Annotated in this window: 25 protein-coding genes and 1 riboswitch; of the genes, 12 read left to right on the top strand and 13 right to left on the bottom strand. The window is 63.3% G+C overall.

Annotated elements, in window-relative coordinates; translation table 11 throughout:
• Positions 1-21: 21 nt before the first annotated feature.
• From ACX3P1_RS07815 to rpmB, 3 genes are all read right to left on the bottom strand, one after another.
• Positions 22-693: a polyamine aminopropyltransferase gene (locus ACX3P1_RS07815; RefSeq protein WP_459078994.1), complete on the bottom strand. Its 672-nt coding sequence runs from the start codon at positions 691-693 to the stop codon at positions 22-24.
• Entirely contained in the window at positions 690-1370 is a 681-nt protein-coding gene (locus ACX3P1_RS07810) for a queuosine precursor transporter (protein WP_459078993.1), read from the bottom strand. The genes ACX3P1_RS07815 and ACX3P1_RS07810 overlap by 4 nt, the downstream gene beginning before the upstream one ends.
• A gap of 83 nt (positions 1371-1453) precedes the next feature.
• On the bottom strand, positions 1454-1762 hold the full coding sequence (gene rpmB / locus ACX3P1_RS07805) for a 50S ribosomal protein L28 (protein ID WP_459078992.1): 309 nt from the start codon (positions 1760-1762) through the stop codon (positions 1454-1456).
• A gap of 231 nt (positions 1763-1993) precedes the next feature.
• On the opposite strand from rpmB, the gene ACX3P1_RS07800 reads away from it, so the two are divergent.
• Together ACX3P1_RS07800 and yddG are read left to right on the top strand one after the other, a co-directional pair.
• Positions 1994-2803, top strand: a complete 810-nt coding sequence (locus ACX3P1_RS07800; RefSeq protein ID WP_459078991.1) for a DUF3108 domain-containing protein — start codon at positions 1994-1996, stop codon at positions 2801-2803.
• Between the two features lie 29 nt (positions 2804-2832).
• Positions 2833-3723, top strand: a complete 891-nt coding sequence (gene yddG, locus ACX3P1_RS07795) for an aromatic amino acid exporter YddG (protein WP_459078990.1) — start codon at positions 2833-2835, stop codon at positions 3721-3723.
• Positions 3724-3736: 13 nt separating this feature from the next.
• Here the strand turns inward: yddG and gloB are convergent, their stop codons facing one another.
• On the bottom strand, positions 3737-4504 hold the full coding sequence (gene gloB / locus ACX3P1_RS07790; protein ID WP_459078989.1) for a hydroxyacylglutathione hydrolase: 768 nt from the start codon (positions 4502-4504) through the stop codon (positions 3737-3739).
• 126 nt (positions 4505-4630) lie between these two features.
• Here gloB and ACX3P1_RS07785 point away from each other — a divergent pair, with 126 nt between their 5' ends.
• Complete coding sequence (locus ACX3P1_RS07785) at positions 4631-5407, top strand: class I SAM-dependent methyltransferase (RefSeq protein ID WP_459078988.1); 777 nt, start codon at positions 4631-4633, stop codon at positions 5405-5407.
• 116 nt (positions 5408-5523) lie between these two features.
• Complete coding sequence (locus tag ACX3P1_RS07780; RefSeq protein ID WP_459078987.1) at positions 5524-7392, top strand: ABC transporter ATP-binding protein/permease; 1869 nt, start codon at positions 5524-5526, stop codon at positions 7390-7392.
• Here the strand turns inward: ACX3P1_RS07780 and metA are convergent.
• The gene (gene metA / locus ACX3P1_RS07775; protein ID WP_459078986.1) at positions 7341-8270 is read right to left on the bottom strand and encodes a homoserine O-acetyltransferase MetA; all 930 of its coding nucleotides are present in this window, start codon (positions 8268-8270) and stop codon (positions 7341-7343) included. The two genes, ACX3P1_RS07780 and metA, sit on opposite strands and share 52 nt — an antisense overlap.
• A 51-nt stretch (positions 8271-8321) precedes the next feature.
• Positions 8322-8399, bottom strand: a riboswitch (SAM riboswitch).
• Between the two features lie 99 nt (positions 8400-8498).
• On the opposite strand from metA, the gene hisC reads away from it, so the two are divergent.
• Positions 8499-9608 (top strand): histidinol-phosphate transaminase, encoded by a 1110-nt coding sequence (gene hisC / locus ACX3P1_RS07770; protein WP_459078985.1) that lies wholly within the window; start codon positions 8499-8501, stop codon positions 9606-9608.
• 4 nt (positions 9609-9612) lie between these two features.
• A complete protein-coding gene (locus ACX3P1_RS07765) occupies positions 9613-10527 on the top strand; it encodes a prephenate/arogenate dehydrogenase family protein (protein ID WP_459078984.1) in 915 nt (304 codons plus the stop codon).
• A gap of 61 nt (positions 10528-10588) precedes the next feature.
• Here the strand turns inward: ACX3P1_RS07765 and ACX3P1_RS07760 are convergent, their stop codons facing one another.
• A complete protein-coding gene (locus ACX3P1_RS07760; RefSeq protein ID WP_459078983.1) occupies positions 10589-11584 on the bottom strand; it encodes a DUF2125 domain-containing protein in 996 nt (331 codons plus the stop codon).
• Between the two features lie 130 nt (positions 11585-11714).
• Here ACX3P1_RS07760 and ACX3P1_RS07755 point away from each other — a divergent pair, with 130 nt between their 5' ends.
• Positions 11715-12236, top strand: a complete 522-nt coding sequence (locus tag ACX3P1_RS07755) for a gamma-glutamylcyclotransferase (RefSeq protein ID WP_459078982.1) — start codon at positions 11715-11717, stop codon at positions 12234-12236.
• A gap of 115 nt (positions 12237-12351) precedes the next feature.
• Positions 12352-13299, top strand: coding sequence for an aldo/keto reductase (locus tag ACX3P1_RS07750; RefSeq protein ID WP_459078981.1), 948 nt, complete (start codon positions 12352-12354; stop codon positions 13297-13299).
• A gap of 140 nt (positions 13300-13439) precedes the next feature.
• Here the strand turns inward: ACX3P1_RS07750 and ACX3P1_RS07745 are convergent, their stop codons facing one another.
• The 4 genes from ACX3P1_RS07745 to ftsE all read right to left on the bottom strand — a co-directional run bounded on the left by ACX3P1_RS07745 (position 13440) and on the right by ftsE (position 16762).
• On the bottom strand, positions 13440-14234 hold the full coding sequence (locus tag ACX3P1_RS07745) for a lysophospholipid acyltransferase family protein (RefSeq protein ID WP_459078980.1): 795 nt from the start codon (positions 14232-14234) through the stop codon (positions 13440-13442).
• An 84-nt stretch (positions 14235-14318) separates the two neighbouring features.
• The gene (locus tag ACX3P1_RS07740; protein ID WP_459078979.1) at positions 14319-15026 is read right to left on the bottom strand and encodes a YdcF family protein; all 708 of its coding nucleotides are present in this window, start codon (positions 15024-15026) and stop codon (positions 14319-14321) included.
• Between the two features lie 79 nt (positions 15027-15105).
• Positions 15106-16110 (bottom strand): cell division protein FtsX, encoded by a 1005-nt coding sequence (locus ACX3P1_RS07735; RefSeq protein WP_459078978.1) that lies wholly within the window; start codon positions 16108-16110, stop codon positions 15106-15108.
• Positions 16103-16762, bottom strand: coding sequence for a cell division ATP-binding protein FtsE (gene ftsE / locus ACX3P1_RS07730; RefSeq protein WP_459078977.1), 660 nt, complete (start codon positions 16760-16762; stop codon positions 16103-16105). The genes ACX3P1_RS07735 and ftsE overlap by 8 nt, the downstream gene beginning before the upstream one ends.
• Positions 16763-16953: 191 nt before the next feature.
• Between ftsE and ACX3P1_RS07725 the strand changes: the two genes are divergently transcribed.
• From ACX3P1_RS07725 to ACX3P1_RS07715, 3 genes are read left to right on the top strand one after another with little or no spacing between them, the layout of a single operon-like run.
• Complete coding sequence (locus ACX3P1_RS07725; RefSeq protein WP_459078976.1) at positions 16954-17592, top strand: hypothetical protein; 639 nt, start codon at positions 16954-16956, stop codon at positions 17590-17592.
• 25 nt (positions 17593-17617) lie between these two features.
• Entirely contained in the window at positions 17618-18160 is a 543-nt protein-coding gene (hpt, locus tag ACX3P1_RS07720; protein ID WP_459078975.1) for a hypoxanthine phosphoribosyltransferase, read from the top strand.
• Between the two features lie 51 nt (positions 18161-18211).
• On the top strand, positions 18212-18583 hold the full coding sequence (locus tag ACX3P1_RS07715) for a response regulator (RefSeq protein ID WP_459078974.1): 372 nt from the start codon (positions 18212-18214) through the stop codon (positions 18581-18583).
• A gap of 56 nt (positions 18584-18639) precedes the next feature.
• Here ACX3P1_RS07715 and ACX3P1_RS07710 read toward each other — a convergent pair whose 3' ends face one another.
• Positions 18640-19581, bottom strand: a complete 942-nt coding sequence (locus ACX3P1_RS07710; protein ID WP_459078973.1) for a DMT family transporter — start codon at positions 19579-19581, stop codon at positions 18640-18642.
• Positions 19582-19746: 165 nt separating this feature from the next.
• Between ACX3P1_RS07710 and ACX3P1_RS07705 the strand changes: the two genes are divergently transcribed.
• Positions 19747-20604, top strand: coding sequence for a LysR family transcriptional regulator (locus tag ACX3P1_RS07705; protein WP_459078972.1), 858 nt, complete (start codon positions 19747-19749; stop codon positions 20602-20604).
• An 18-nt stretch (positions 20605-20622) separates the two neighbouring features.
• On the opposite strand, the gene ppa is transcribed toward ACX3P1_RS07705, so the two are convergent.
• Positions 20623-21153, bottom strand: a complete 531-nt coding sequence (gene ppa / locus ACX3P1_RS07700; RefSeq protein ID WP_459078971.1) for an inorganic diphosphatase — start codon at positions 21151-21153, stop codon at positions 20623-20625.
• Between the two features lie 116 nt (positions 21154-21269).
• Positions 21270-21776, bottom strand: a complete 507-nt coding sequence (locus tag ACX3P1_RS07695; RefSeq protein WP_459078970.1) for a GNAT family N-acetyltransferase — start codon at positions 21774-21776, stop codon at positions 21270-21272.
• Positions 21777-21989: the final 213 nt, after the last annotated feature.

The following is a 21989-nucleotide window of genomic DNA, read 5'->3' as shown; positions in this document are numbered from 1 at the left end:
TCGCCGCCCTTGCGTGAAAAATCAGGCTTTCCGGGTGGCGAGCCAGATGGTGTGGCGTGCGCCGCGCTTGCCGTTGGCCCTGATGCCGACCTCCTCGACGGCAAACCCGGTTCGGGTCAGCCGCCTTGTAAAGCCGGCATTCGGGGCCGACGACCACACCGCCAGCACGCCGCCCGCTTTCAGCGCGGTATGGGCCTGCGACAGGCCTCGGGGGTCGTAGAGCGCATCGTTGGCCTCGCGCGTCAGGCCTTCGGGGCCATTGTCGACGTCGAGCAGGATGACATCCCAGGCGGCCGGTTCGGCGCGGATGAGCAGGCCGACATCGGTTTCGCGGATCGAGACACGGGGATCGTCAAGGCAGGTGCCGAACACCGCCGTCATCGGGCCGCGCGCCCAGGCGACGACTGCCGGCACCAGTTCGGCAACGGTGATACCGGCATCCGAGCCAAGCGCGGCAAGGGCGGCGCGCAGGGTAAAACCCATGCCCAGCCCGCCGATGAGTATTTTTGGCGCGGTACGGCCGCGTATCCGTTCGCAGGTCAGCGACGCCAGCGCTTCTTCCGACCCGGAAAGCCGGCTGTTCATCAACTCGTTGGTGCCTAGCATGATCGAGAATTCGCTGCCGCGCTGCTTCAGGCGAAGCTCGCCGCCTTCCGGCAACGGCGCGGCATCGAGTTGCACCCAGGGGATCACGCGGCAACCGCGTGCCGGGTCCAGCGCAGGACAATCAGCCGGTAGGGGATCAGCGCGAACACGGCGATGATCAGCTTGACCGAGAGGTCGCCCACCGCCCAGGACAGCCAACGCATGGCCTCGACCGGGAACACGCCCATCAGCGGCGCCGTCTCCAGCGCAAAGGCGTCGTTGGGGCCGGCAAAGGCGAACGCGCCGGAGAAAGCGATGGTGAAAAAGACCATCGTATCGAAGACCGAGCCGGTCAGCGTGCCGACAACGGGCGCGCGCCACCAGCTTTGCCGGCGCAGGCGGTTGAACACGGTGACGTCGAGAAGCTGGGCGATGAGGAAGGCGCAGCCCGAAGCGGCGGCGATGCGCACCAGCCGGTCGGCCGCCGTCTCGAACTCGATCAGGCCATGGCGGAACAGAAGCGGCGGCACCACGATCGAGCAGACGATTGCCGTCATGAAGCCGACGAACACGATTTTTCGCGCCACGGCCGGACCGTAGCGGCGGTTGGCAAGGTCGGTGACCAGGAAGGAAAAGGGATAGGTGAACGCGCCCCAGGTCAGGATGTCGGCCAGCGACAGGCCGCCGATGGTGCCCTGCATCGGAAACTGCACGAGGATGTTCGACGCCACGACGACAAGCGCCATGGCCAGAACGAACGGCAGGTATCGGGAGATAAAAGGCATTTTTTTATCCTGGGTAATGGAACCAGCGAAGCGCAATGCCGAAAGGATCACGCTTCTAGACGGTTGTCCCCCGCCTTGAAACTTTAAGCGGCCGGCTGAGCAGCCGGCTGATCGGCCATCTTCTTGGCGATCTGCTTCTTCAACAGGCGCGCGCGCTGCGACAACACCTTCGCGTCGGCCTTGGCCAGAAACGCGTCGAGGCCGCCGCGATGCTCGACCGAGCGCAGCGCCGCCGCCGACACGCGCAGGCGCACGTTCTGGTTCAGCGCTTCCGAGATCAGCGTCACATTGACGAGGTTCGGCAGGAACCGGCGCCGGGTCTTGTTGTTGGCGTGGCTCACATTGTTGCCGGACATGACCGACTTGGCCGTGAGTTCGCAGGTGCGGGACATGGGTGCTACCTTCAGTTCTTGTCGCCCAAACCGTAGAAACCGCGCTGGCTTGCACGCGGTCTCGATGGGACGACCATATGGAAAAGTTGGCGTTCCATAAGTGGATTTCAGCCGAACGTCAAGCGCAAGCTTCCAACCGTCATTCCATATAAACGCCGGAATTGCACGACAAGCAACAAGCCTAACAGGAAAGAGGGACGCTTTCCGTATCTACTTGGATCATCCCTGCCCATGCGCAATCCCCTCCCCTCCTTTGCCGCCGCGCTTGTGATCACGCTCGCCGCCATCGGCGCGCCCGGCGTCCCCTCGTCAGGCAATGCCGCGCAAGGACAGGCGTTTCGCGGCGACTACACCGTGTCCTATCTCGGCCTGTCGGTGGCAAGGGCAAGTTTCGACAGCCGCTACGAAAACGAGACCTATGCGATCCACGGCAGCGTTTCCAGCGCCGGCCTCGCCCGCATCTTCGACGACACGCACGGCACGATCTCGACGTCGGGCAGCCTGCGCGGCGACGGGCTAGAACCGGACACGTTCCGGGCCGACTATACGTCGGGCAAGAAAGTATCGCTGATCGATATCCGCTTTGCCGGGGGCAAGGTCGCCTCCACCAAGGTGCTGCCGCCGCCGAAAAAGCGAGGAACGGACTGGCTGCCGCTCGACGCGGGCGACCTCGCCGGCGTCGCCGACCCGATCGCCGCCACCGTCATCCGCGCCGACAGCCCCGACAAGGTATGCGGCCGCACGGTGAAATTGTATGACGGCGAAATGCGCGCCAACCTCAACCTCGCTTTTGTCGAGAAAGGCTCGATAGCCGTGGAGGGCTATGAGGGACCGACGGTCACCTGCCGGCTTAATTTCGAGCCGATGTCGGGCTATCGCAAGGGCCGCAAGGCGCTGGAATTCCTCCGCAAGAAAAGCCGCATCAAGGTGACGTTTGCGCCGATCGGCCAAACCGGCATATATGCGCCGATCTACGCCACGGTCGGCACGGAAATCGGTCCCATCACCGTCCGCGCGCGGCGTTTCGAGGCAATAAATTAGGCTGCGGCGCGATGCGCCAGGGATGAGGCATGGCGCGAGCGACATTGATCGGCTTTTCGGCGGTAGCCATGTGGGCGCTGCTGGCGCTGTTGACCGACGCGTCCGGCACCATGCCGCCGTTCCAGCTTTCCGCGCTGGCCTTCACCCTCGGCACCGGCGTCGGCCTTGTCGCGCGCCTGTTCATGCCGGCGGCCCGGCACGGCGATAAAATACCGCCGGTGGTGTGGGTCATCGGCATTGCCGGCCTGTTCGGCTATCATTTTTTCTATTTCACCGCGCTGCGCAACGCGCCGGCGGTCGAGGCAAGCCTGATCGCCTATCTCTGGCCGCTGCTGATCGTACTCGGTTCGGCGCTGATGCCGGGCGAAAAACTCGCCTGGAACCATGTCGCCGGCGCGCTGCTGGGCCTGGCCGGCACTGTGCTGATCGTCACCAAGGGCGGCGGCCTCGCCTTCGATTCGCGCTACGTTTTCGGCTATGCGATGGCCGCCGTCTGCGCGGTGCTGTGGGCGTCCTATTCACTGCTGTCGCGCCGGTTTGCCGAGGTGCCGACCAGCATCGTGACCTGGTTTTGCGCGGCAACCGCCATCCTGTCCCTGCTCTGCCATCTCGCGCTGGAACAGACCGTATGGCCCACTAACGCCGGCCAGTGGCTCGCGGTGGCGGGGCTCGGCCTGATGCCGGTCGGGGCGGCGTTCTATGCCTGGGACATCGGCGTCAAGCGCGGCAACATCCAGGTGCTGGGCGCGGCCAGCTACGCCGCGCCGCTTCTGTCGACGCTGGTGCTGATCGTCACCGGCTTCGCTGAACCTTCATTGCGCATCCTCGCCGCCTGCGTGCTCATTACCGGGGGCGCGGTGCTGGCGGCCAAATCGCTTTTGTTTCGCAAATCAAGCGCTGCCAGCAAAGCCGAGGCATGAAGCCCCTGCCCGCTTAAAAATTATCCTTGCGCTTGCGGATTTCGGCGAACACGTCGGCATCCGAGGCGTTTTCCATGCCTAGATTCTTGCGGATCGCCGGATCGGCCCAGCGCAGGAACGGGTTGGTCGCCAGTTCCTCGCCGATGGTCGTCGGTAGCGTCGGCTTGCCTTCGGCGCGCAGCGCTTCGATCTTTTTCGCCCGCGCCTGCAGCGCCTCGTTGGTCGGATCGATGGTCAGCGCGAACTTTGCGTTGGAAAGCGTGTATTCATGGCCGCAATAGACTGCCGTTTCGGGCGGCAGCGCCGCCAGCTTCTTCAGTGATTCGAACATCACCGGCGGCGGGCATTCGAGCAACCGCCCGCATCCCAGCGCAAACAGCGTATCGGCCGCGAACAACACCTTCGACTGCGGAAAATGGTAGGAGACGTGGCCCGCCGTGTGGCCGGGCGTAAAGATCACCTCGACCTTCTCGTCGCCGAACGGCACCACCGATCCCTGCTCGACGGTCTCGTCAATGCCGGGAATCTTGGCCTTTTCCGCCTCGGGGCCAACAATGCGCAGCTTGAAGCGATCTTTCAGCGCCAGATTGGCCTCGACATGGTCGACATGGTGATGCGTGGTCAGGATCATCGCCGGCATCCAGCCAGTGCGCTCGATCGCGGCAAGGACCGGCGCTTCCTGCGGTGCATCGATCAGCGCCGTCTGGCCACTTTTCGGGTCATGGATCAACACGCCGAAATTGTCCTCGTGGCACATGAACTGGTCGATCTGGATGGTCATCTATAAAATCTCCTGTGAACGGTGCAGACATAGGGTGCCGGGGCACATAAGTCATCCCACGCCACGGGCTTTGTTGAATTCGCACCGCATCGCGGCTACCGTCCGCCGTTCTCAACAGGCGGTATCATGCATTCCGACATCGTCGATCTTCGCTCCTTTTACGCCAGCCAGCTCGGACGCCTGACCGAGCACTCGATCGGCATGGCGCTTTCTTCCCTGTGGACAGCCGTCCCCAACGAAAGGCTGGTCGGCCTCGGCTACGCGCTGCCCTGGTTGGAACGGTTCGGCGCCGATGCCGAACGTGTCTTCGCCTTCATGCCGGCAACGCAAGGGGCCGTGGTCTGGCCGGCAAGCGGACCGACCGCGACCGCGCTGGTGTTCGACGAGGAATTGCCGCTGGTGGATTCCTCGATCGACCGCATGCTCCTAGTCCACGCGCTGGAGCATGCCGAAAACCCGCGCGAAACGTTGAACGAGATCTGGCGCGTGCTGTCGCCCGGCGGCCGCGTCGTCATCGTGGTGCCCAACCGGCGCGGCGTGTGGGCGCGCTTCGAGCATACGCCGTTCGGTGTCGGACGACCCTTTTCGCGCGGGCAGTTGACCGAACTGCTGCGCGAAGCCAATTTCACCCCGGCGGCCTGGACCGACGCGCTGCTGTTTCCGCCGTCGCAGCGCCGCTTCCTGATGCGCTTCCATGCGCTGCTGGAGCGCGTGGGCCGGCGGCTGTGGCCGATATTTTCGGGCGTGATCATCGTCGAGGCGCAGAAGCGGCTCTATCAGGGCGTACCCGTCGCACAGCGGGCGTCGCGTCGCGTCTTCGTGCCGGTGCTGTCGCCACATGGCGCCACAAGCAGGGGCGTAGCCGGCATGGGCAGGCGCACAAGCCCGCGACAGGAAGGATGACCCGCCGCTCCTACGCATTCGTGATCGCCCGCCGCCTTCGCCGTAGCGCGCTAGTTTGATAGCTGTTTGCGCCGTGGCCGACTTCGGCTATCGCTTGTGGTGCAAGGACATCTTCGATGGCGGATCACGAGGACGCAGACAATCCCGTCGGCACGGCGGCAGGGCGGGCGGCACCGGACAGCGTGCAGGCCAGCAGCCTGCGCGACCAGATCGCGACGGTTCGCCAGGCGCTGGCCGGCTCGCCGGTGCGGCGCAAGTTGCTGCTGTATTGTGCCGGGATCGTCGCCGTCATCATGGCCATTGCCGGTGGCCAGATATTGCTCAACCGCTGGAACCAGCCCTTCTATGACGCGCTGCAACGGCGCGATCTGGCCGGCTTCCTGCATCAGCTTGTCGTCTTTGCCGAAATCGCCGGCGGGCTGCTTTTCCTCAATGTCGCCCAGACCTGGCTGAACCAGATGATCCGGCTGCGGCTGCGCGAGGCGCTGACGCTCGACCTGATCGACCAGTGGATGCGGCCCAACCGCGCCTTCCTGGTTGCCAAGGCGGGCGCCATCGGCGTCAATCCGGACCAGCGCATGCAGGAGGATGCCGGCCACCTGGCCGACCTGACGACCGGCCTCGGCGTCGGCCTGTTCCAGTCGCTCATCCTGCTTGTCTCCTTCGTTGGCGTGCTGTGGACGCTCTCTTCGGGCTTCGTGTTCCATTTCGACGGCCGCTCGCTGGCTATCCCCGGCTACATGGTATGGGCGGCGATGCTTTATGCGGGATCGGCCTCATGGCTGAGTTGGCTGGTCGGGCGGCCGCTGATCCAGCAAAACAGCGAGCACTACGCGCGCGAGGCCGATCTGCGCTTCTCGATGATGCGGGCCAACGAGCATATCGACGCCATCGCGCTGGCGCACGGCGAGCCCGGCGAAAAGCGGCGGCTGCAACTCGATCTCGCCACGCTGCTCGATGCCATCCGGCGCATCTACACCACGCAGATCAACCTTGCCTGGGTTACCGACACCTATGGCTGGATCACGGTCGTTGCACCGATTCTCGTTGCCTCCCCGGTCTACTTCGCCGGCGACATCAGTTTCGGCGGGCTGATGATGGCGGTCGGCGCTTTCAATCAGGTGCATTCCTCGCTGCGCTGGTTCATCAACAATATCGGCGGCATTGCCGACTGGCGCGCGACACTGATGCGCGTTGCCGATTTCCGGCTGGCGCTGGTCGAGACGGACGTGCTGCACGGCACCGAAAAGCGCATCGAAATCGCTGAAAACGAAAACGATGCGATGACGTTCGACGCCCTGGAGGTCAAATCCGCGGACGGCTGCACGCGGCTGACCAAACCGCATGTCGAGATCGCGGCCGGCGAGCATGTCCTGTTTACCGGCGATCCGGGGGCCGGCAAGACGCTGTTCTTCCGCGCCATCGCCGGCCTGTGGCCATGGGGCGGCGGCCGCATCGGCCTGCCCAAAGGCGAAGTGCCGGTGCTTGTCCCGCGCACGCCCTATTTCGCGCCGGGCAATTTGCGCGAGGTGCTGGGCCAGCCGGCGGGCGGCGACAAGCCGACCGATGCCGAGCTGGAAACCGTGCTGACCGAGATAGGCCTCAAGCGCCTGTCCGGTTTGCTCGACCGCGCGGGCTGGGAACACGAACTGAACGAGGACGAGCAGCGCCTGTTGGCGCTGGCCGCCGTGGCGGTGCGGCGGCCCCGCTTTGTCGTCATCGACGAAGTTCTCGACACCCTCGATACCGACACGCTGAAGCGTGTGCTGGCGCTGTTTTCAAAGCGGCTCGAAGGCACCGCGATCCTGGCAATCGGCCGGGCGCTGCCCGACAGAAAATTCTTCCACAAGACGCTGACCATCGTGAAGGACGCCGCAGCCCCCGCCCTGAAGCCTCCCAAGCTGCGCGCCGGGGCGATGGAGCCGCCGCCCTCTCAGGTCCGCGGACGTACCCCGACATCCTCCAAATTGAACGACGTCGTCTGATAGACCTGGTTGATCCAGTTGCCGAACAGAAGATGGGCATGCGAGCGCCAGCGGTTGAGCGGCGGCCGGGACGGATCGTTGTCGGGGTAGTATCCATGCGGAACCTCGACCTCTACGCCGGTGGCTACGTCGCGATCGTACTCGTCCTTGAGCGAGGTGGAATCGTATTCGATATGGTTGAACATGTAGAGCCGGTTACCGGTTTCCCCGGCCAGCAGGCAGGGGCCGGTCACGTCCGATTCCATCAAAAGGTCGAGCCCTGTTTCCGGCCGGATATCAGCGCGGCGCACCTCCGTCCAGCGCGAAACCGGAATGGCGAAATCGTCTGAAAAGCCTGAAAGATAGGGCGAGGCGGGCGCGTTGTTGCGGTGCCGGAAAACGCCGAAGGCCTTCTTGTCCAGCGTGTATTTCGGAATGCGGTGGAAATGCCAGGCCGCCGCCATCGCCCCCCAGCAGATGAAGAACGGGGAATGGACGTTGGTGGTCGTCCAATCGAAGATGCGCTCGAGTTCGCGCCAGTAGGTGACTTCCTCGAAGGGCAAAAGCTCGATGGGCGCGCCGGTGACGATGAAGCCGTCGAATTTGCGGTGCTTTACCTCCTCCCAAGTCTGGTAGAAGGAGATCAGGTGCTCTTCGGGCGTGTGCTTGGCCTTGTGATTGCCGATGCGCACCAGCGTCAGCTCGACCTGAAGCGGTGTCGCCCCGATCAAGCGCGCGATCTGCGTCTCCGTGCGGATCTTGTTGGGCATGAGGTTGAGCAGCGCGATCTGCAGCGGGCGGATGTCCTGACGCCGCGCCGTCTTCTCGTCCATCACGGACACGCCCTCGCGCAAAAGCACTTCGTGGGCGGGAAGCTGATCGGGGATCTTGATCGGCATCTGGCAGACTCCAAACAAAAACCGGCGGCGAAATCACGACCGGTCTGAACGAATTTGCCAGCAACGGTCATTTAGCGAATTATTTAACGTGGCTGCAAGCCGACCGGCCAAATCACCACGGGAATGGCAAATCTTGTAGAACCGGCGGCGTCTTGCGTCAACGGTTCTCTCGACAAGCGCGGGTGCGGCCTGTATGCCGCAACCGCATCATCTGAACGGAACCACCCGATGTCCGCACCTTCCCAGAACGACCGCCCGACGCCGCGTGCCGGCATCATGGACATCGATGCCTATGTCCCGGGCAAGAGCGCCGCACCTGCCGGCGTAAAGCTCTACAAGCTCTCCTCCAACGAGAACCCGCTGGGCGCTTCGCCCAAGGCGATCGAGGCCGCACGCGACGTGGCCGGCCACCTCGAATTCTATCCCGATGGGTCCACCACGCGACTGCGTGAGGCGATTGCCGAAGTTCATGGCCTCAACCCGGCGAACATCATCTGCTCGAACGGTTCAGACGAAGTGCTGGGACTGCTATCGCAAGCCTATCTCTCGCCCGGCGACGAGGCGATTTTCACCGAGCACGGCTTTCTGGTCTACAGGATATCGACGCAAAGTGCCGGCGCGACGCCCGTATCCGTCAAGGAAACCGACGAGCGCGCCGATGTCGACGCCATTCTGGCGGCGGTGACGGCCAGGACAAAAATCGTCTTCCTGGCCAATCCGAACAACCCAACCGGCACCTATTTGCCGTTCGAGGAAGTGCGCCGCCTGCATGCCGGCCTGCCGAAAACCGTGCTGTTGGTGCTCGATGCCGCCTATGCCGAATATGTCCGGCGCAACGACTACGAGGCCGGCGTCGAACTGGTGGCCGGCGCGCTAAACGTCGTCATGACCCGCACCTTCTCGAAGATCCACGGCCTTGGCGGCGCGCGTATCGGCTGGATGTATGCGCCGGCCCACATCATTGATACACTCAACCGTATCCGTGGGCCGTTCAACGTCAACGCGACCGCCATCGAGGCCGGCATCGCGGCGATGCGCGACCGCGCCCATGTCGAGCACACGGTTTCGCACAACGAGACATGGCTCAACTGGCTGACGCAAGAACTGACCCGGCTCGGCCTGCGTGTAACGCCCAGCGTCGGCAATTTCATCCTGATCCATTTCCCCGATGAGGCGCGGCATTCGGCGGCGGACGCCGACGGCTATCTGACGACTCGAGGCTATATTCTGCGGCGCGTTGCCGGCTACGGTTTTCCCAACGCGCTGCGGATGACGGTCGGAACCGAAGACGCCAATCGCGGCGTAGTCGCCGCACTCACGGAATTCCTGAAAAGTTGAAGCAATGCCTGAACCCCTGTTTGAAAAGATCGCCCTGGTCGGCATCGGCCTGATCGGCTCGTCGCTGGCGCGCGTCATCGCCCGCGAAGGGCTGGCCGGCCATGTCGCCATTTCCACCCGCAGCGCAAACACCCTGAAGCGAGCCGAGGAACTCGGTCTTGGCGACAGCTACTCGACGGACGCGGCGGAAGTCGTGCGTGACGCCGATCTCGTTATCGTCTCGGTGCCGGTCGGCTCGTCGGAAGCCGTCGCCAGGGAGATTGCCCCGGCGCTGAAAGCGGGCGCGATCCTCACCGATGTCGGCTCGACCAAGGCTTCCGTCATCGCGCAGATGCAACCTTATGTCCCCGAAGGGGTGCATTTCATTCCCGGCCACCCGCTGGCCGGCACCGAAAAGTCAGGCCCCGACGCCGGCTTTGCCGAACTGTTCGAAAACCGCTGGTGCATCTTCACGCCGCTGCCCGATACCGACCCGGCGGCGCTGGAAAAACTGTCGGAGTTCTGGCGACGCTGCGGCGCCAATATCGACACGATGGACCCCGCACATCATGACATGACGCTAGCCATCGTCTCGCACCTGCCGCACATCATCGCCTACAACATCGTCGGCACCGCCGACGACCTGCAATCGGTGACCAAGTCGGAAGTCATCAAATACTCGGCTTCCGGCTTTCGCGACTTCACCCGCCTGGCGGCGTCCGACCCGACCATGTGGCGCGACGTATGCCTGCACAACAAGGACGCGATCCTAGAAATGCTGGCGCGCTTTTCGGAAGACCTCGCCTCGCTGCAGCGCGCGATCCGCTGGGGCGACGGCGACAAGCTGTTCGACCTGTTCACCCGCACCCGCGCCGTGCGCCGCTCCATCATCGAAGCCGGTCAGGACACCGCCGCGCCGGACTTCGGGCGGCAGAAGTAGGGCAGTAGGGCAGTAGGGTTGCGGAAGCCAGAACTCTCGTCAACCCTACTGCCCTAACCCCTCACTCCACCGGCTTGATCTGTCCCAGCGGGATGAACCCCAACGACGCCTTGCCTTTGACGATCTTCAAGGGCATGGCCGGTTCGTTGCCCAGCAGCGACAGCGCCGCGAAACCTTGCTGGATTTTGCGCTGCTGTTCGGGAATGGCGGTTGCCAGGATGGTCGCCGTCGCATTCGGGTCCTGAAGCTTGATCATGAGGCTGGCGTCGATCAGCCCGTCCGCATCGACCGAGATAGGCCCGGAAACCGAGATGCCTGCCGTGCCCGACGACAGGTCGAGTTGCACGATGTCGATCGCTTGGCCGCGCAGGCTTCGAGATTGCGAGGCCAGCAGCGCCACCCCGTTCTTCACCGTCGCGAAACCGGTCGCGTCGAGCGGTGGCAATACGCGCCCGTCGATGGCCTCGGCATCCACTTGCAAATCGTTGAAGCTGAACCCCGCATTGACGTCCGGACCGCTGGGCCGCAACTTCGCTTCGGCCTTGGCCGCGCTGAACAACTGGACCGGATCGGTATCGTCCTGCGGGTCGGTCTGGCCCGATACGCCTTCGCCCTGCAACGAGACGCCCGGCGTCGCCGAAAGGGAAAGGTTTGCAACGACGCGCATCTTGTCCCAGTCGAGCCACAGCGGCGTCATGCCGGGCGCTGACGTACGCAGCGGGCCGACAATGTCGGCAGCCGGCGACAGCGGCCTGAAGAGCTGCGCCACCGCGTCGATCCTGCCGGTCGAGGCGGCGATCTTGCGGGTGTCGTCCTCATACGCCATGTTGTCGCAGGAAACAACGAAGCGAAGCGGATAGCCGCTGACGATCAGATTGGCGCAATCCGCGTTTGCGCCCGCGGCGTTGACGGCGGCGATGACGGAGCCGACTTCGCCGCGCACGCGATCCGCATAGTAGAACCAGCCCGCGCTATAGGCGCCGAACAAGACGATAACGATCAGCGCGAGCCACAGGAAACGGCGTTTTTTCGGCTTTTTCTGGTCGTTCAAGGGCATGCTGGGGCTTCTCGCTGGGCTCGAGGGGTTGGAACAACGTTTCTCGACTTAGGGTCTGTTTAGATCGAACCGGCTGGACAACGGCTTGTTTTGGCGCGACACCGCCACTTTATGCAATAGGCTTGGCGATATGGGCGATTTTTGGGTTTTTGGCTATGGCTCGCTGATGTGGCGGCCGGGTTTTGCCCATAGCGAGGCCAGGCGGGCGCGGCTTTTCGGCTACCGCCGGGCGCTTTGCATCTATTCCTTCGTGCATCGCGGCACGCCCGCGCGGCCAGGCCTGGTGCTGGGGCTCGACCGTGGCGGCTCCTGCGTCGGCATGGCTTTTCGGGTCGCGGGTGATTCGCGCGAGGAAGTCATCGCCTATCTGCGCGAGCGCGAACAGGTCACCGGCGTCTATCTCGAACGCACCCTGCCGCTTCGCCTGGAAAGCGGAGAAAGCGTGGTAGCGACCGCCTACGTCGCCGATCGCGGGCATGAGCAATATGCCGGTTCGCTCGACGCCGCCGACGCGGCAGCGATGGTAACCGGCGCCGTCGGCCAGTCTGGCCATAACGAAGCCTATGTGCTCAGCACCATCGAGCATTTGCAGGCGCTGGGCATCCGCGACCGTTGGCTGGAGGACGTCGCCGGCCGCATCACGCCACCGTGAACGGCCGGGCCGCGCGCACCTGCTAAACCCCCTGCGGGCACCTTGAGTCCGGGCCTGCCGAACCTAGATGTGAACCATTTCGCTGCCTTGCATGCCACCAAAACGGAGAGATTTCTTGCAGAAACGCCGCCTCGGTCGGACCGACCTCACCATCGCCCCGCTGGTTTTCGGCGGCAACGTCCTTGGCTGGACAGCCGACGAGAAAACCTCGTTCGACCTGCTCGACCGTTTCGTCGGTGCGGGCCTGAACGCCATCGACACCGCCGATGCCTATTCGCGCTGGGTGCCGGGACATTCGGGCGGCGAGTCCGAAACGATCATCGGCAAGTGGATGAAGGAGCGCAAGAACCGCGACCAGATCGTGCTCATCACCAAGGTCGGCTCGGACATGGGCCAGGGCAAGAAGGATCTCTCCGCGCCGCATATCGAAAAGGCCATCGACGCTTCGCTGAAGCGGCTGCAGACGGATGTCGTCGATCTCTATTTCTCGCACTGGCCGGACCCGACCGTGCCGCACGAGGAAACGCTCAGTGCCTACCAGAAGCTGATCGCCAAGGGTAAAGTCCGCTTCATCGGCGCGTCCAACCTCGATGCCGGGCAGATGCGGGCCGCCCTCGACGTGGCGAGGCTGCGCGACCTGCCGCGCTACGAGGTGCTCCAGCCCGGCTATAACCTCTACGACCGCGACGATTATGACGGGCCGCTGCGCAACCTCTGCATGACGGAAAATCTCGGCGTCATCACCTATTACGGCCTGGCCAAGGGCTTTTTATCCGGCAAGTACCGCAGCAAGGCCGACCTCGGCAAAAGCCCGCGCGGCGGCGGCGTGCAGGAATACCTCAATCCGCGCGGCATGCGCATCCTGGCGGCGCTCGACGCGGTGTCGGCCCGGCATTCCGCCACGCAGGCTGAAGTGGCGCTTGCCTGGACGATCGCAAGGCCGGGCGTCACCGCCCCGATTGCCAGCGCGACCCGCCTCGATCAGGTGGACAGCCTGGTCAAGGCGGCTTCCCTGAAGCTCAGCGCCGAGGATATCGCCGAACTCGACAAGGCCAGCGCTTAGAGACCGTTTGATAATTCGTCCTGCCGAGGCATCTGGCGTGGTTTTCGAGAACCGGAGCGGAGCGTACTACAGTACGTGAGCACCGGAAGCGCAGAAAACCACGCCAGATGACTGGCAGGGTAGAATTTCCAAACGGTCTCTTAGGCCTTTCCGGCGTCCCGCAGTTCTTCCAGCCGCTTGATCGCCGTCGGCGGCAGCGGCGGCGCATCCTGCGCGGCGGCCGCCTCGACCAGCAACTGGTCGCAGGCTTCCTCCGTTTCGCCGATCAGCCGCGCCATGAATACGTCCTTGGGCAGGCCGGGTGGGATGGCGGGCAAAAAGCGCGCATGGATGGTGCCGGGATAGCGCAGGAATTTGCGGCGCGGCCAGTAAAGCCCGGCGACATGGGCGACGGGCACGACCGGTACGCCAAGCTGGTTATAGAGTTCGACAATGCCGTATTTGTAGGCAGGTTCCGCGCCCGGCGGACGGCGGGTGCCTTCCGGGTAGATGATAAGCTGGCGCGGATTTCGCGCCATCTCCTTGTTGGTGGCGGCAACTACGATCTTGAGGGCCTTCGAACGGCTGCCCCGGTCGACCGGGATCATGCGCATCTTCATGACATACCAGCCGAAGAAGGGGATCCATGTCAGTTCACGCTTGAGGATATAGATCGGGTCGTGGAGATAGGGAAAGAACGCCATCACATCCCAGAACGACTGGTGCTTGGGGGCGAGGATGAACGACCCTTCTGGCAAATGTTCCTGACCGGTGATTTCACTGCGCGTGCGGGCGATCTTGGCATAGAGCCACAGGCTGCTGCGCGCCCAGAATTTCGGCACGAACCATGCGCGATGCCGTGGCGACAGGAAATAGAACGGCGCCCACAAGAGCATCTGCAAGATAAGGCTGGCATAGAAGACGAAGTTGAACGCCAGCGAACGGATTTGGAGCATGCGGAACGGTCCGGTGAGGATAGTTCATGCTGGTTACACCAAGGCCACGCAAAAAGGAAACGGCGTGCGTCCCCTTATGCAGCGCTAGCGTGTATTCATCCCGGCCAGCGAGACGCTTCGCGACGTGGAAGGCACCGGCAGAACGCCGCGCACCAGTGACACGAGATATTTGTTGTATTCGGTAAACAGCACCCGCAGCGCTTCAGGCTTGGTCAGCCAGCCGCCATTGTCGAGATTGGAATTGACGACCGGGTAGGGCTCGAGCCTGGCGTTATGCAATAACCGGCCCATCTCCAGCAGGCTGCGCGGCATGTGGTAATTGTTGGTGACGAGGATCACCGTGCCATAGGCATGGCTATCGACCCATTTGGCGCTTTCCTCGGCATTGCCGATGGTGTCGAGCGCGGCATGGTCGATATCGACGCAGCAGGAAAACAGCCTCTTGTTGCCGCCGGTCGCTATCTGCAATTGCCGTCGCGTGGCGGATGGATGAACGCCGCTGATCAAAAGCCGCTGCCCCTTGCCGGTTTCCAGCAGGTCCATCGCTGCATCGAGCCGCGATGTGCCCCCGGTCAGGACGATGATGGCGTCGGCTTTTTCCGGATTGGCAGGCGTCGCCAGATGACTGACATGGTTGGCGAACCAGCCGAAACCGCCCGCAAACAGCACCGTCGCACCGGCAAACAGCAGCACGGCGGCCCGCAAGACCGGCCGCAAGCGCTTCACCTTGCCGTTGCCGCTGGATACCGCTGGCGTCTCAGCAGCCGATTCGATCGAATCCTGCCTGTTCATGATGCGATGGTTAACCTCGAAAGGCTGCCGTGGGTAGCGAAATTCACACTTTCTGGAACGCTGATATTTCTGGTCGTGATCATGCCGGGTCGTGCTGGCGAACGTCGATGTCGCTGAGATAGGCAACGACCGTTGCATGCGAGGTCGCGGCGGTCAGCGCGCCGATCACCAGCACCATCAGCACCACGCCGAGATACCCCGCCGAGCCGATGGCGAAATTGCCGAACAGCGCGGTCGCCTGGTCCGCCTGCGGCGTCGCCATGTTGCGCGACGACCACCACGAAAAGATCACGAAGACGAAGATGGCCGCAACACCACCGACGGCGGCCCCCTTCATGCCGGTGAGCAGGAAGTGCCGCCTGAACTCGCGCGCAATGAAGCTTGCTTCAGCGCCGACGAAATGCAGCACCTCGATGATATGACCATTGCCGGCCATGGCGCCACGCGTCGCGAATACCACGGTCAGCACCGTTGCCGACAGCATCAGCACGAGCACGGCAACGCCGATGGTCACCGTGGTATGGGCCATGGCGACAAGCCGGTCGACCCAGGTGCGGTGATCGTCCAGCGAAGCGCTCGAGAGCTTATCGGAGAGGGCGGCGCGGATGGCCGCGAAATCGGGCGGATTATTCTCGTCGATGGTGACGATGACCAGGCGCGGCACCGGCAGTTCGTCGATGTTCAATCCGGTTCCCAGCCATGGCTCCAAAAGCCGCGCCGTCGCTTCGCGATCGATGATCCTGGCGCCGGTCACGCCAGGAGAGCCGGTGACGAGCCCTTGCGCGGTCGTGAGCGCCGCCTCCATGTCGAGGCCGTCGACCGGCTTGATCTGGATCGTTGCCTCGCGCGAGATCTGGTTTTCCCACACGGATGCGGTGTCGCGCACCAGCGTTACCGCGCCGAAAGTCAGGCACGACAGGAACGTCATGATGGCGATGACCAGCACCAGTGCCCGGCCGGCGATGTTCTGCGCCGGCACGATGGAGGCCATCTTGCGCTGCTGCCGGTGCCGGGAGCCGGACTGGTCCATGCCGCTTTCGCGGATTTCCTCCTGATGCGGCTCGTCGGCGAAGGTGTCAGTCATAGATGTCCAGCCTTCCTCCGGCCAGAATCATGCGGCGGGCATCGACCTGCTCCATCAGGCCAAGGTCGTGGGTGGCGATGACCACCGCCGTGCCCAGCCGGTTAAGCTCGATGAACAACCGCAAAAGCCGGCGCGCCAGGGGCGGATCGACATTGCCGGTCGGCTCGTCGGCCAGCAGGATTTCCGGCTGTTCGATCAGGGCGCGCGCAATGGCCGCACGCTGCTTTTCGCCGCCTGAAAGAACCGGCGGCAACACATGCATGCGCTCGCCAAGCCCTACCCATTTCAGCAGTTCGATGACGTCGGTGCGGTAGCTCGCTTCCTCGCGCCCGCGCACGCGCAGCGGCAGCGCCACGTTTTCGTAAGTGGTCATATGGTCGAGCAGGCGAAAGTCCTGGAACACGACGCCGATGCGGCGGCGCAACAGCGGCAATTCGGTCCGCGAGATGCGGGCGCGGTCCTTGCCGAACATGGTGATAAGCCCGCGGGTCGGCTTCAGCGACATGAACAACAGGCGCAAAAGCGTCGTCTTGCCGGCGCCCGAAGGGCCGGTCAGGAACTGGAACGAACGCTCCGGGATGTGCAGGGAGATGTCGCGGAGAATCTCCGGACCCATGCCATAGCGGAGGCCGACATTTTCGAAGCGGATCACGTTCGGCGACCTAAAATCTCTAGGGCGGCGAACCACCCCTGTTTTTCCGGCCGACCATGGGTCGGCATGGTTAACTGCCGGTTAATTTTCGCATGTTTTGAACTGTTCACGAAGGCTCCGGTCGGGAAATGTTAACCATTTCTCTTTACGAAAATAAAATACATGGAAAACTGGGGCGAATAAGGGCCAGCATGGCTGACACGCGTACCGCACGCCCGGTTTCCGGCGAAATCATGGCCGGCACGGCGACCGAGCGCACGGTGCCGCCCGCCACCGGCGATATTATCGATGCCGACTACGAAATCCTGCCACAGCTTGGCGAGCGCGCGCCCGCTTCTCAGCCACCATCGCCGCGCAGCACGCCGACGCCTTCCGTGGAGGGCATGGACATGCTGCGCAGGCGGGACGGCGCGCCCGCCCCACGCCGGACGGTGCGCGGCGGCCCGATCTTCTGGATCGCCGGGGTCGGCGCTGCGATCGCCGCCTTCTGGGTATCAGGCGGCCACGCGCTGGTGCGCCAAGCCCCACTGTTTGCACCCGCCAGACAGGTGCAGGCGACGTTCAGCCTTACCGGCGTCAAGTCGCGCGTCGACGGTTCTGGCGCAAAACCCCTGCTTTTCGTCGATGGCGAGGCGGCCAATGACGGCACCGACGCCGCGCCCTTGCCGCCGCTCGTCATCAAGGTTACCGGCACGGACGAGCGGATCACGCGCTATACGTTGGGGACAGCCGGCTATCCGCTGGCCCCCGGCGAAAGATTTGCCTTTTCGAGCCGCCTGGACGTGCCTAAGAACGGAGTGAAGACCGTTTCGGTCATTTTTGCCGAATAGGCTAAAAATCCGGAGAGAGCGAACCATGCCAGTCGTGCGCGGCAAGGACATCGAAGTCCTATTTTCAGCGTCGGCGATTGCCCGGCGCAACCTGGAACTGGCCAAGCAAATAGCCGAGCACGCCTATCACGACCTGCTGGTGATCTCGATTCTGAAAGGCTCCTTCATTTTCGCGGCCGATCTCATTCGCGCCATGCACGATGTCGGCCTGTCGCCCGAGATGGAGTTTATCTTCATTTCCAGCTACGGCGCGGGCACCACCAGCGGCGAGGTTAGGGTGTTGCGCGACATCGACAACGAGGTCGCCGGCCGCGACATATTGCTGATCGACGACATTCTCGAATCCGGCAAGACACTGACCTTCACCCGCGAACTGATGCTGTCGCGCGGCGCCAAAAGCTGCTCCATCGCCGTGCTGCTCGACAAGCGCATGCGCCGCCAGACCGATCTCAACGCCGATTATGTCGGCTTCGACTGCCCCGATCATTTCGTCGTCGGCTACGGCATGGATGCCGGCCACGCGTTTCGCGAACTGCCATTTGTAGGCATCGTGCGCGGCGACGCTTAAACTCTCGGCGGCTTCAGGAAAATTCAACTTTTACCCGCCAAACATCTGCGCATGGCAAAGCTTCTGATCGTCGAGGACGACGCGTCCGTCCGCACCCTTTGCGCCCGCGCCTTCGAGCGCGCCGGCCACAGCGTCGATATGGCCGAGGACGGGGCGCAAGGCCTTGCCCTCATCACCGAGGCACGGGGCAGCTACGATATCGTCGTTTCCGATATTCGCATGCCCGAGATGGACGGCATCGAGATGGCCAAGGCGGCGGCGAATAAATTTCCCGGCCTGAAGATCGTCTTGATGACCGGCTATGCCGACCAGCGCGAACGCGCCGAGGAACTCAACGGCATCATCCTCGACGTCGTCCAGAAGCCGTTTACGCTGGCCGAAATCCGCTCGCGGGTCGAGCAGGCGCTGGCCTGTTTCGCCTAGAGCGCCGTGCGTCCTATTGGACGCACAAAGGACGCTCTAGCACTTTGGTTGCCCGGTTACGCCGGATCGCCCAAGGCGACACCGGCATCCCTGCGCCGTCCCACGCTGAGTGCGAACAGCCCCGCGCCGACGATCAGCGTCGCGCCGATAACGGTGGTATGCCTCGGCACTTCGGCGAAGAATAAAAAACCCCAGAGCGGCGACCACAGGATGCCGGTATATTCGAAGGTCGCGACCCGGTTGGCGGGTGCGAGGCGGTAGGCCTGCGATAGCAGGATCATGCCGGCGGACGCGATGAGGCCGCACGCCGCCATCATCGCGAAATCGGGCAGTGTCGGCCAAATCCACGGCCGCACCAGGAATTCCAGGCTCGGATGCACGGCGCTTTCAATCCCGGCGAGATGAAACAGGATGGCGGCGAAGGCCGCGCCGGCCAGATAGACGCCGTTCTGGTAAAACGTCATGATGCTGGCGGCTTCCGTGTCGCTGATCTTGCGCGCCATGAGCTGCGAGAAGCCGTAGAGCAGGGCGGAGCCGAGCGACAAGAGCGCCGCCCAGTCGAACAGGCCGGCGCCCGGCCGCAGCATGATCATCACGCCGACCATGCCGACCAGAACCGTGACAAGCGTCTGCCACGCGACGCGCTCGCCGAGATAGGGACCTGCCAGCACCATGATGAACAGCGGGGCCATGAAATAGAGCGCGATGGCGTCGGCCAGCGACAGCGCGGCAATGGCCAGGTAGTACAAGGTGTAGGAGGAAAACAGGATGGTGGCGCGTAGCGTCAGCAGGCCGAGCCGCTTCGAAAGGAGGGCGCGCAGGCCGACCTCGTAATGCACGATGGCCAGCAGGATCGGCAACGCCACGATGGAGCGGATCGCCATGACCTGCGTCAGCGGATAGCGGCCCGAAACAGCCTTGATGATCGGGTCCTGAAGCGAAAACACCAGCACGCCCAGGCATAGGCAGGCGATGCCGCGCAGCAAGCTGTCCCGCATGGTCACGATCTCCGAAGCGGCATCGCGCGGTGGTCCTGTGAAGAAAGAACCCGCCACCTTGAAGGTGACGGGCAAAGTGAGGAATGCCAACTATCCGTCGATATTTGACATGATGCAAACGAATTGAAATGATACCAGCAATCAAATTTGCTTATGACAAGGACAATGCGGCCTCCTCTCGACAGCGATCTTTTACGAACCTTCGTGGCGGTGGCCGAAACCGGCAATTTCACGCGGGCGGCGGAGCAGGCGGGCCGTACCCAGTCGGCCGTGTCGATGCAGATGAAAAAGCTGGAAACCATGGTCGGCGAGGCGCTGTTCGAGCGCGGCTCGCGCGGGGTGGCGCTGACACGGCGCGGCGGTGAACTGATCGACAACGCCCGCCGCGTCATCTTGCTGCTGGACGAGACGGCGGCGGCGATGACCGCACCGCCGCTCGGTGGCCCGGTACGCATCGGCATACCGGAAGAATACGGCCATTCGATCCTGTCGCGGGCACTCAGCGCCTTTTCCAGGCGGCACGCGCAGGTCGAGGTCACGGTGCGCTATGCCCATTCGGCCTCGCAGATGCAGGCGCTTGCCGCCGGCGATCTCGATCTGGCGGTGGTGTTCGAGTGGCAGGATTTTGCGGGCGGCGAGGTGCTGATGCACGATCCGACCGTGTGGGTAACCTCGACGCTGCATCCGATGCATGAGGAACGGCCGGTGCCGATCGCGCTCTACAGCCGCGCCGGCTGGTGCCGCGATTTTGCGATGGAGTCACTCGAACAGCGCGGGCTTGCGCACCGTGTCGCCTATACGAGCGACACCACCGGCGGCCTGAAACTGGCGGTCACCGCCGGTCTTGCCATCGCGCCGATCTCGCGCAGCAACATTCCGGAAGGCTGTCGGGAACTGACGGTCGCCGACGGTTTCGGCGACATCGATTCGTCCAATGTCGTGCTGCGCCGCAACCCATCGGCCTCGGGCGAGGCCATCGACGGCATGGCCGATGCCATTCGCGAGGCTTTTACGAACCGATAGCGTCGGCCTGCTGGGGGCCTACTTGCCCTTGGCGCGTTCGATGGCCTCGACGATCATCTTCTTGGCGTAGCTGGCATCCTGCCAGCCGCCGAGCTTGACCCATTTGCCGGGCTCGAGATCCTTGTAGTGCTCGAAGAAATGCGCGACCTGGTCGAGGCTGATCTGCGGCAGGTCGGTATAGTTCGTCACATTCTCGTAACGCTTGGTCAGATGCGGCGACGGCACGGCGATAATCTTTTCGTCCATGCCGGCATTGTCTTCCATCAAAAGCACGCCGATCGGCCGCACATTGATGACGCAGCCGGGGATCAGCGCGCGCGTGTTGCACACCAGCACGTCGATCGGGTCTCCGTCGCCCGACAGCGTGTGCGGCACGAACCCGTAATTGCCGGGATAGCGCATCGGCGTGTACAGGAAACGGTCGACGACCAGCGTGCCGGCATCCTTGTCCATCTCGTATTTGATCGGCTCGCCGCCGACCGGAACTTCGATGATGACGTTGACGTCTTCCGGCGCGTTATGTCCGGTGGCGATGGCTTCAATGCGCATGGCGGGGATTCCTCTGTCGATCCGGGACCGATAGCGGCTACGGCGACGGCAGGCAATGCGGCGAATCGTTCAAAAAGCCAAAGACGGCCAATTTAAATGGAATGACCGACTGCCGGTTATTCCCAGACGAAAGCCACCTTCTTCAGGGCTTTCTGCTCGAAAACCTCGACGCCTTCGGCGACATCGCGGCCGCCAGCCCCGGCATAGAAGGCCAGCGCGTTCTGGTTGTCTTCCAGCGCCCACACCACCATGCCCTTGAGGCCATTGTCGGCAAGCCGTGCCCGCGCAGCGGCAAACAGCCGGCTGCCAAGCCCGATACCCTGGTATTCGGGGCGCAGGTAAAGCTCGTAAATCTCGCCCTGCTGCCGCAGTTCGCGGGCGCGGTTCCTGCCCAGCGTCGTATAGCCGGCGATCTTGCCGCCGATCTCGACGACCAGCACGGTTGCGGCGCGGCGGATGGCGTTTGCCCACCAGTCGCTGCCACGGCGTTCGATCATCGAGGTCAGCGCTCGATGCGGGATGAGACCGGCATAGGCGCCGCGCCATGCCTGACGATGCACATCGGCAATCGCGGCGGCGTCGCGCGGCTCGGCTTTCCTGATGTCGATCGTCAACGTATTCATGATTTGTTAACCATAGCCTCGCATCGGCCGATTGCAAGATAGTCAACGCTCCAGACGGCATTTTTCACACAGGACGGGCCTACCCACTTTGTTGGTGCGGACCGGCGCGAAAGGTCGGCTTAAGCTGCGGAAAAATCGGTGAAATTTCATCGATAGAGGCTTGAAAGCCAGGACTGTGAAAGGGCGCAACTTTCACAAGCCATTGCATTTCAA

The organism is Mesorhizobium sp. A623 (assembly GCF_054489405.1).
This window is presented reverse-complemented; position numbering and strand designations above follow the sequence as displayed.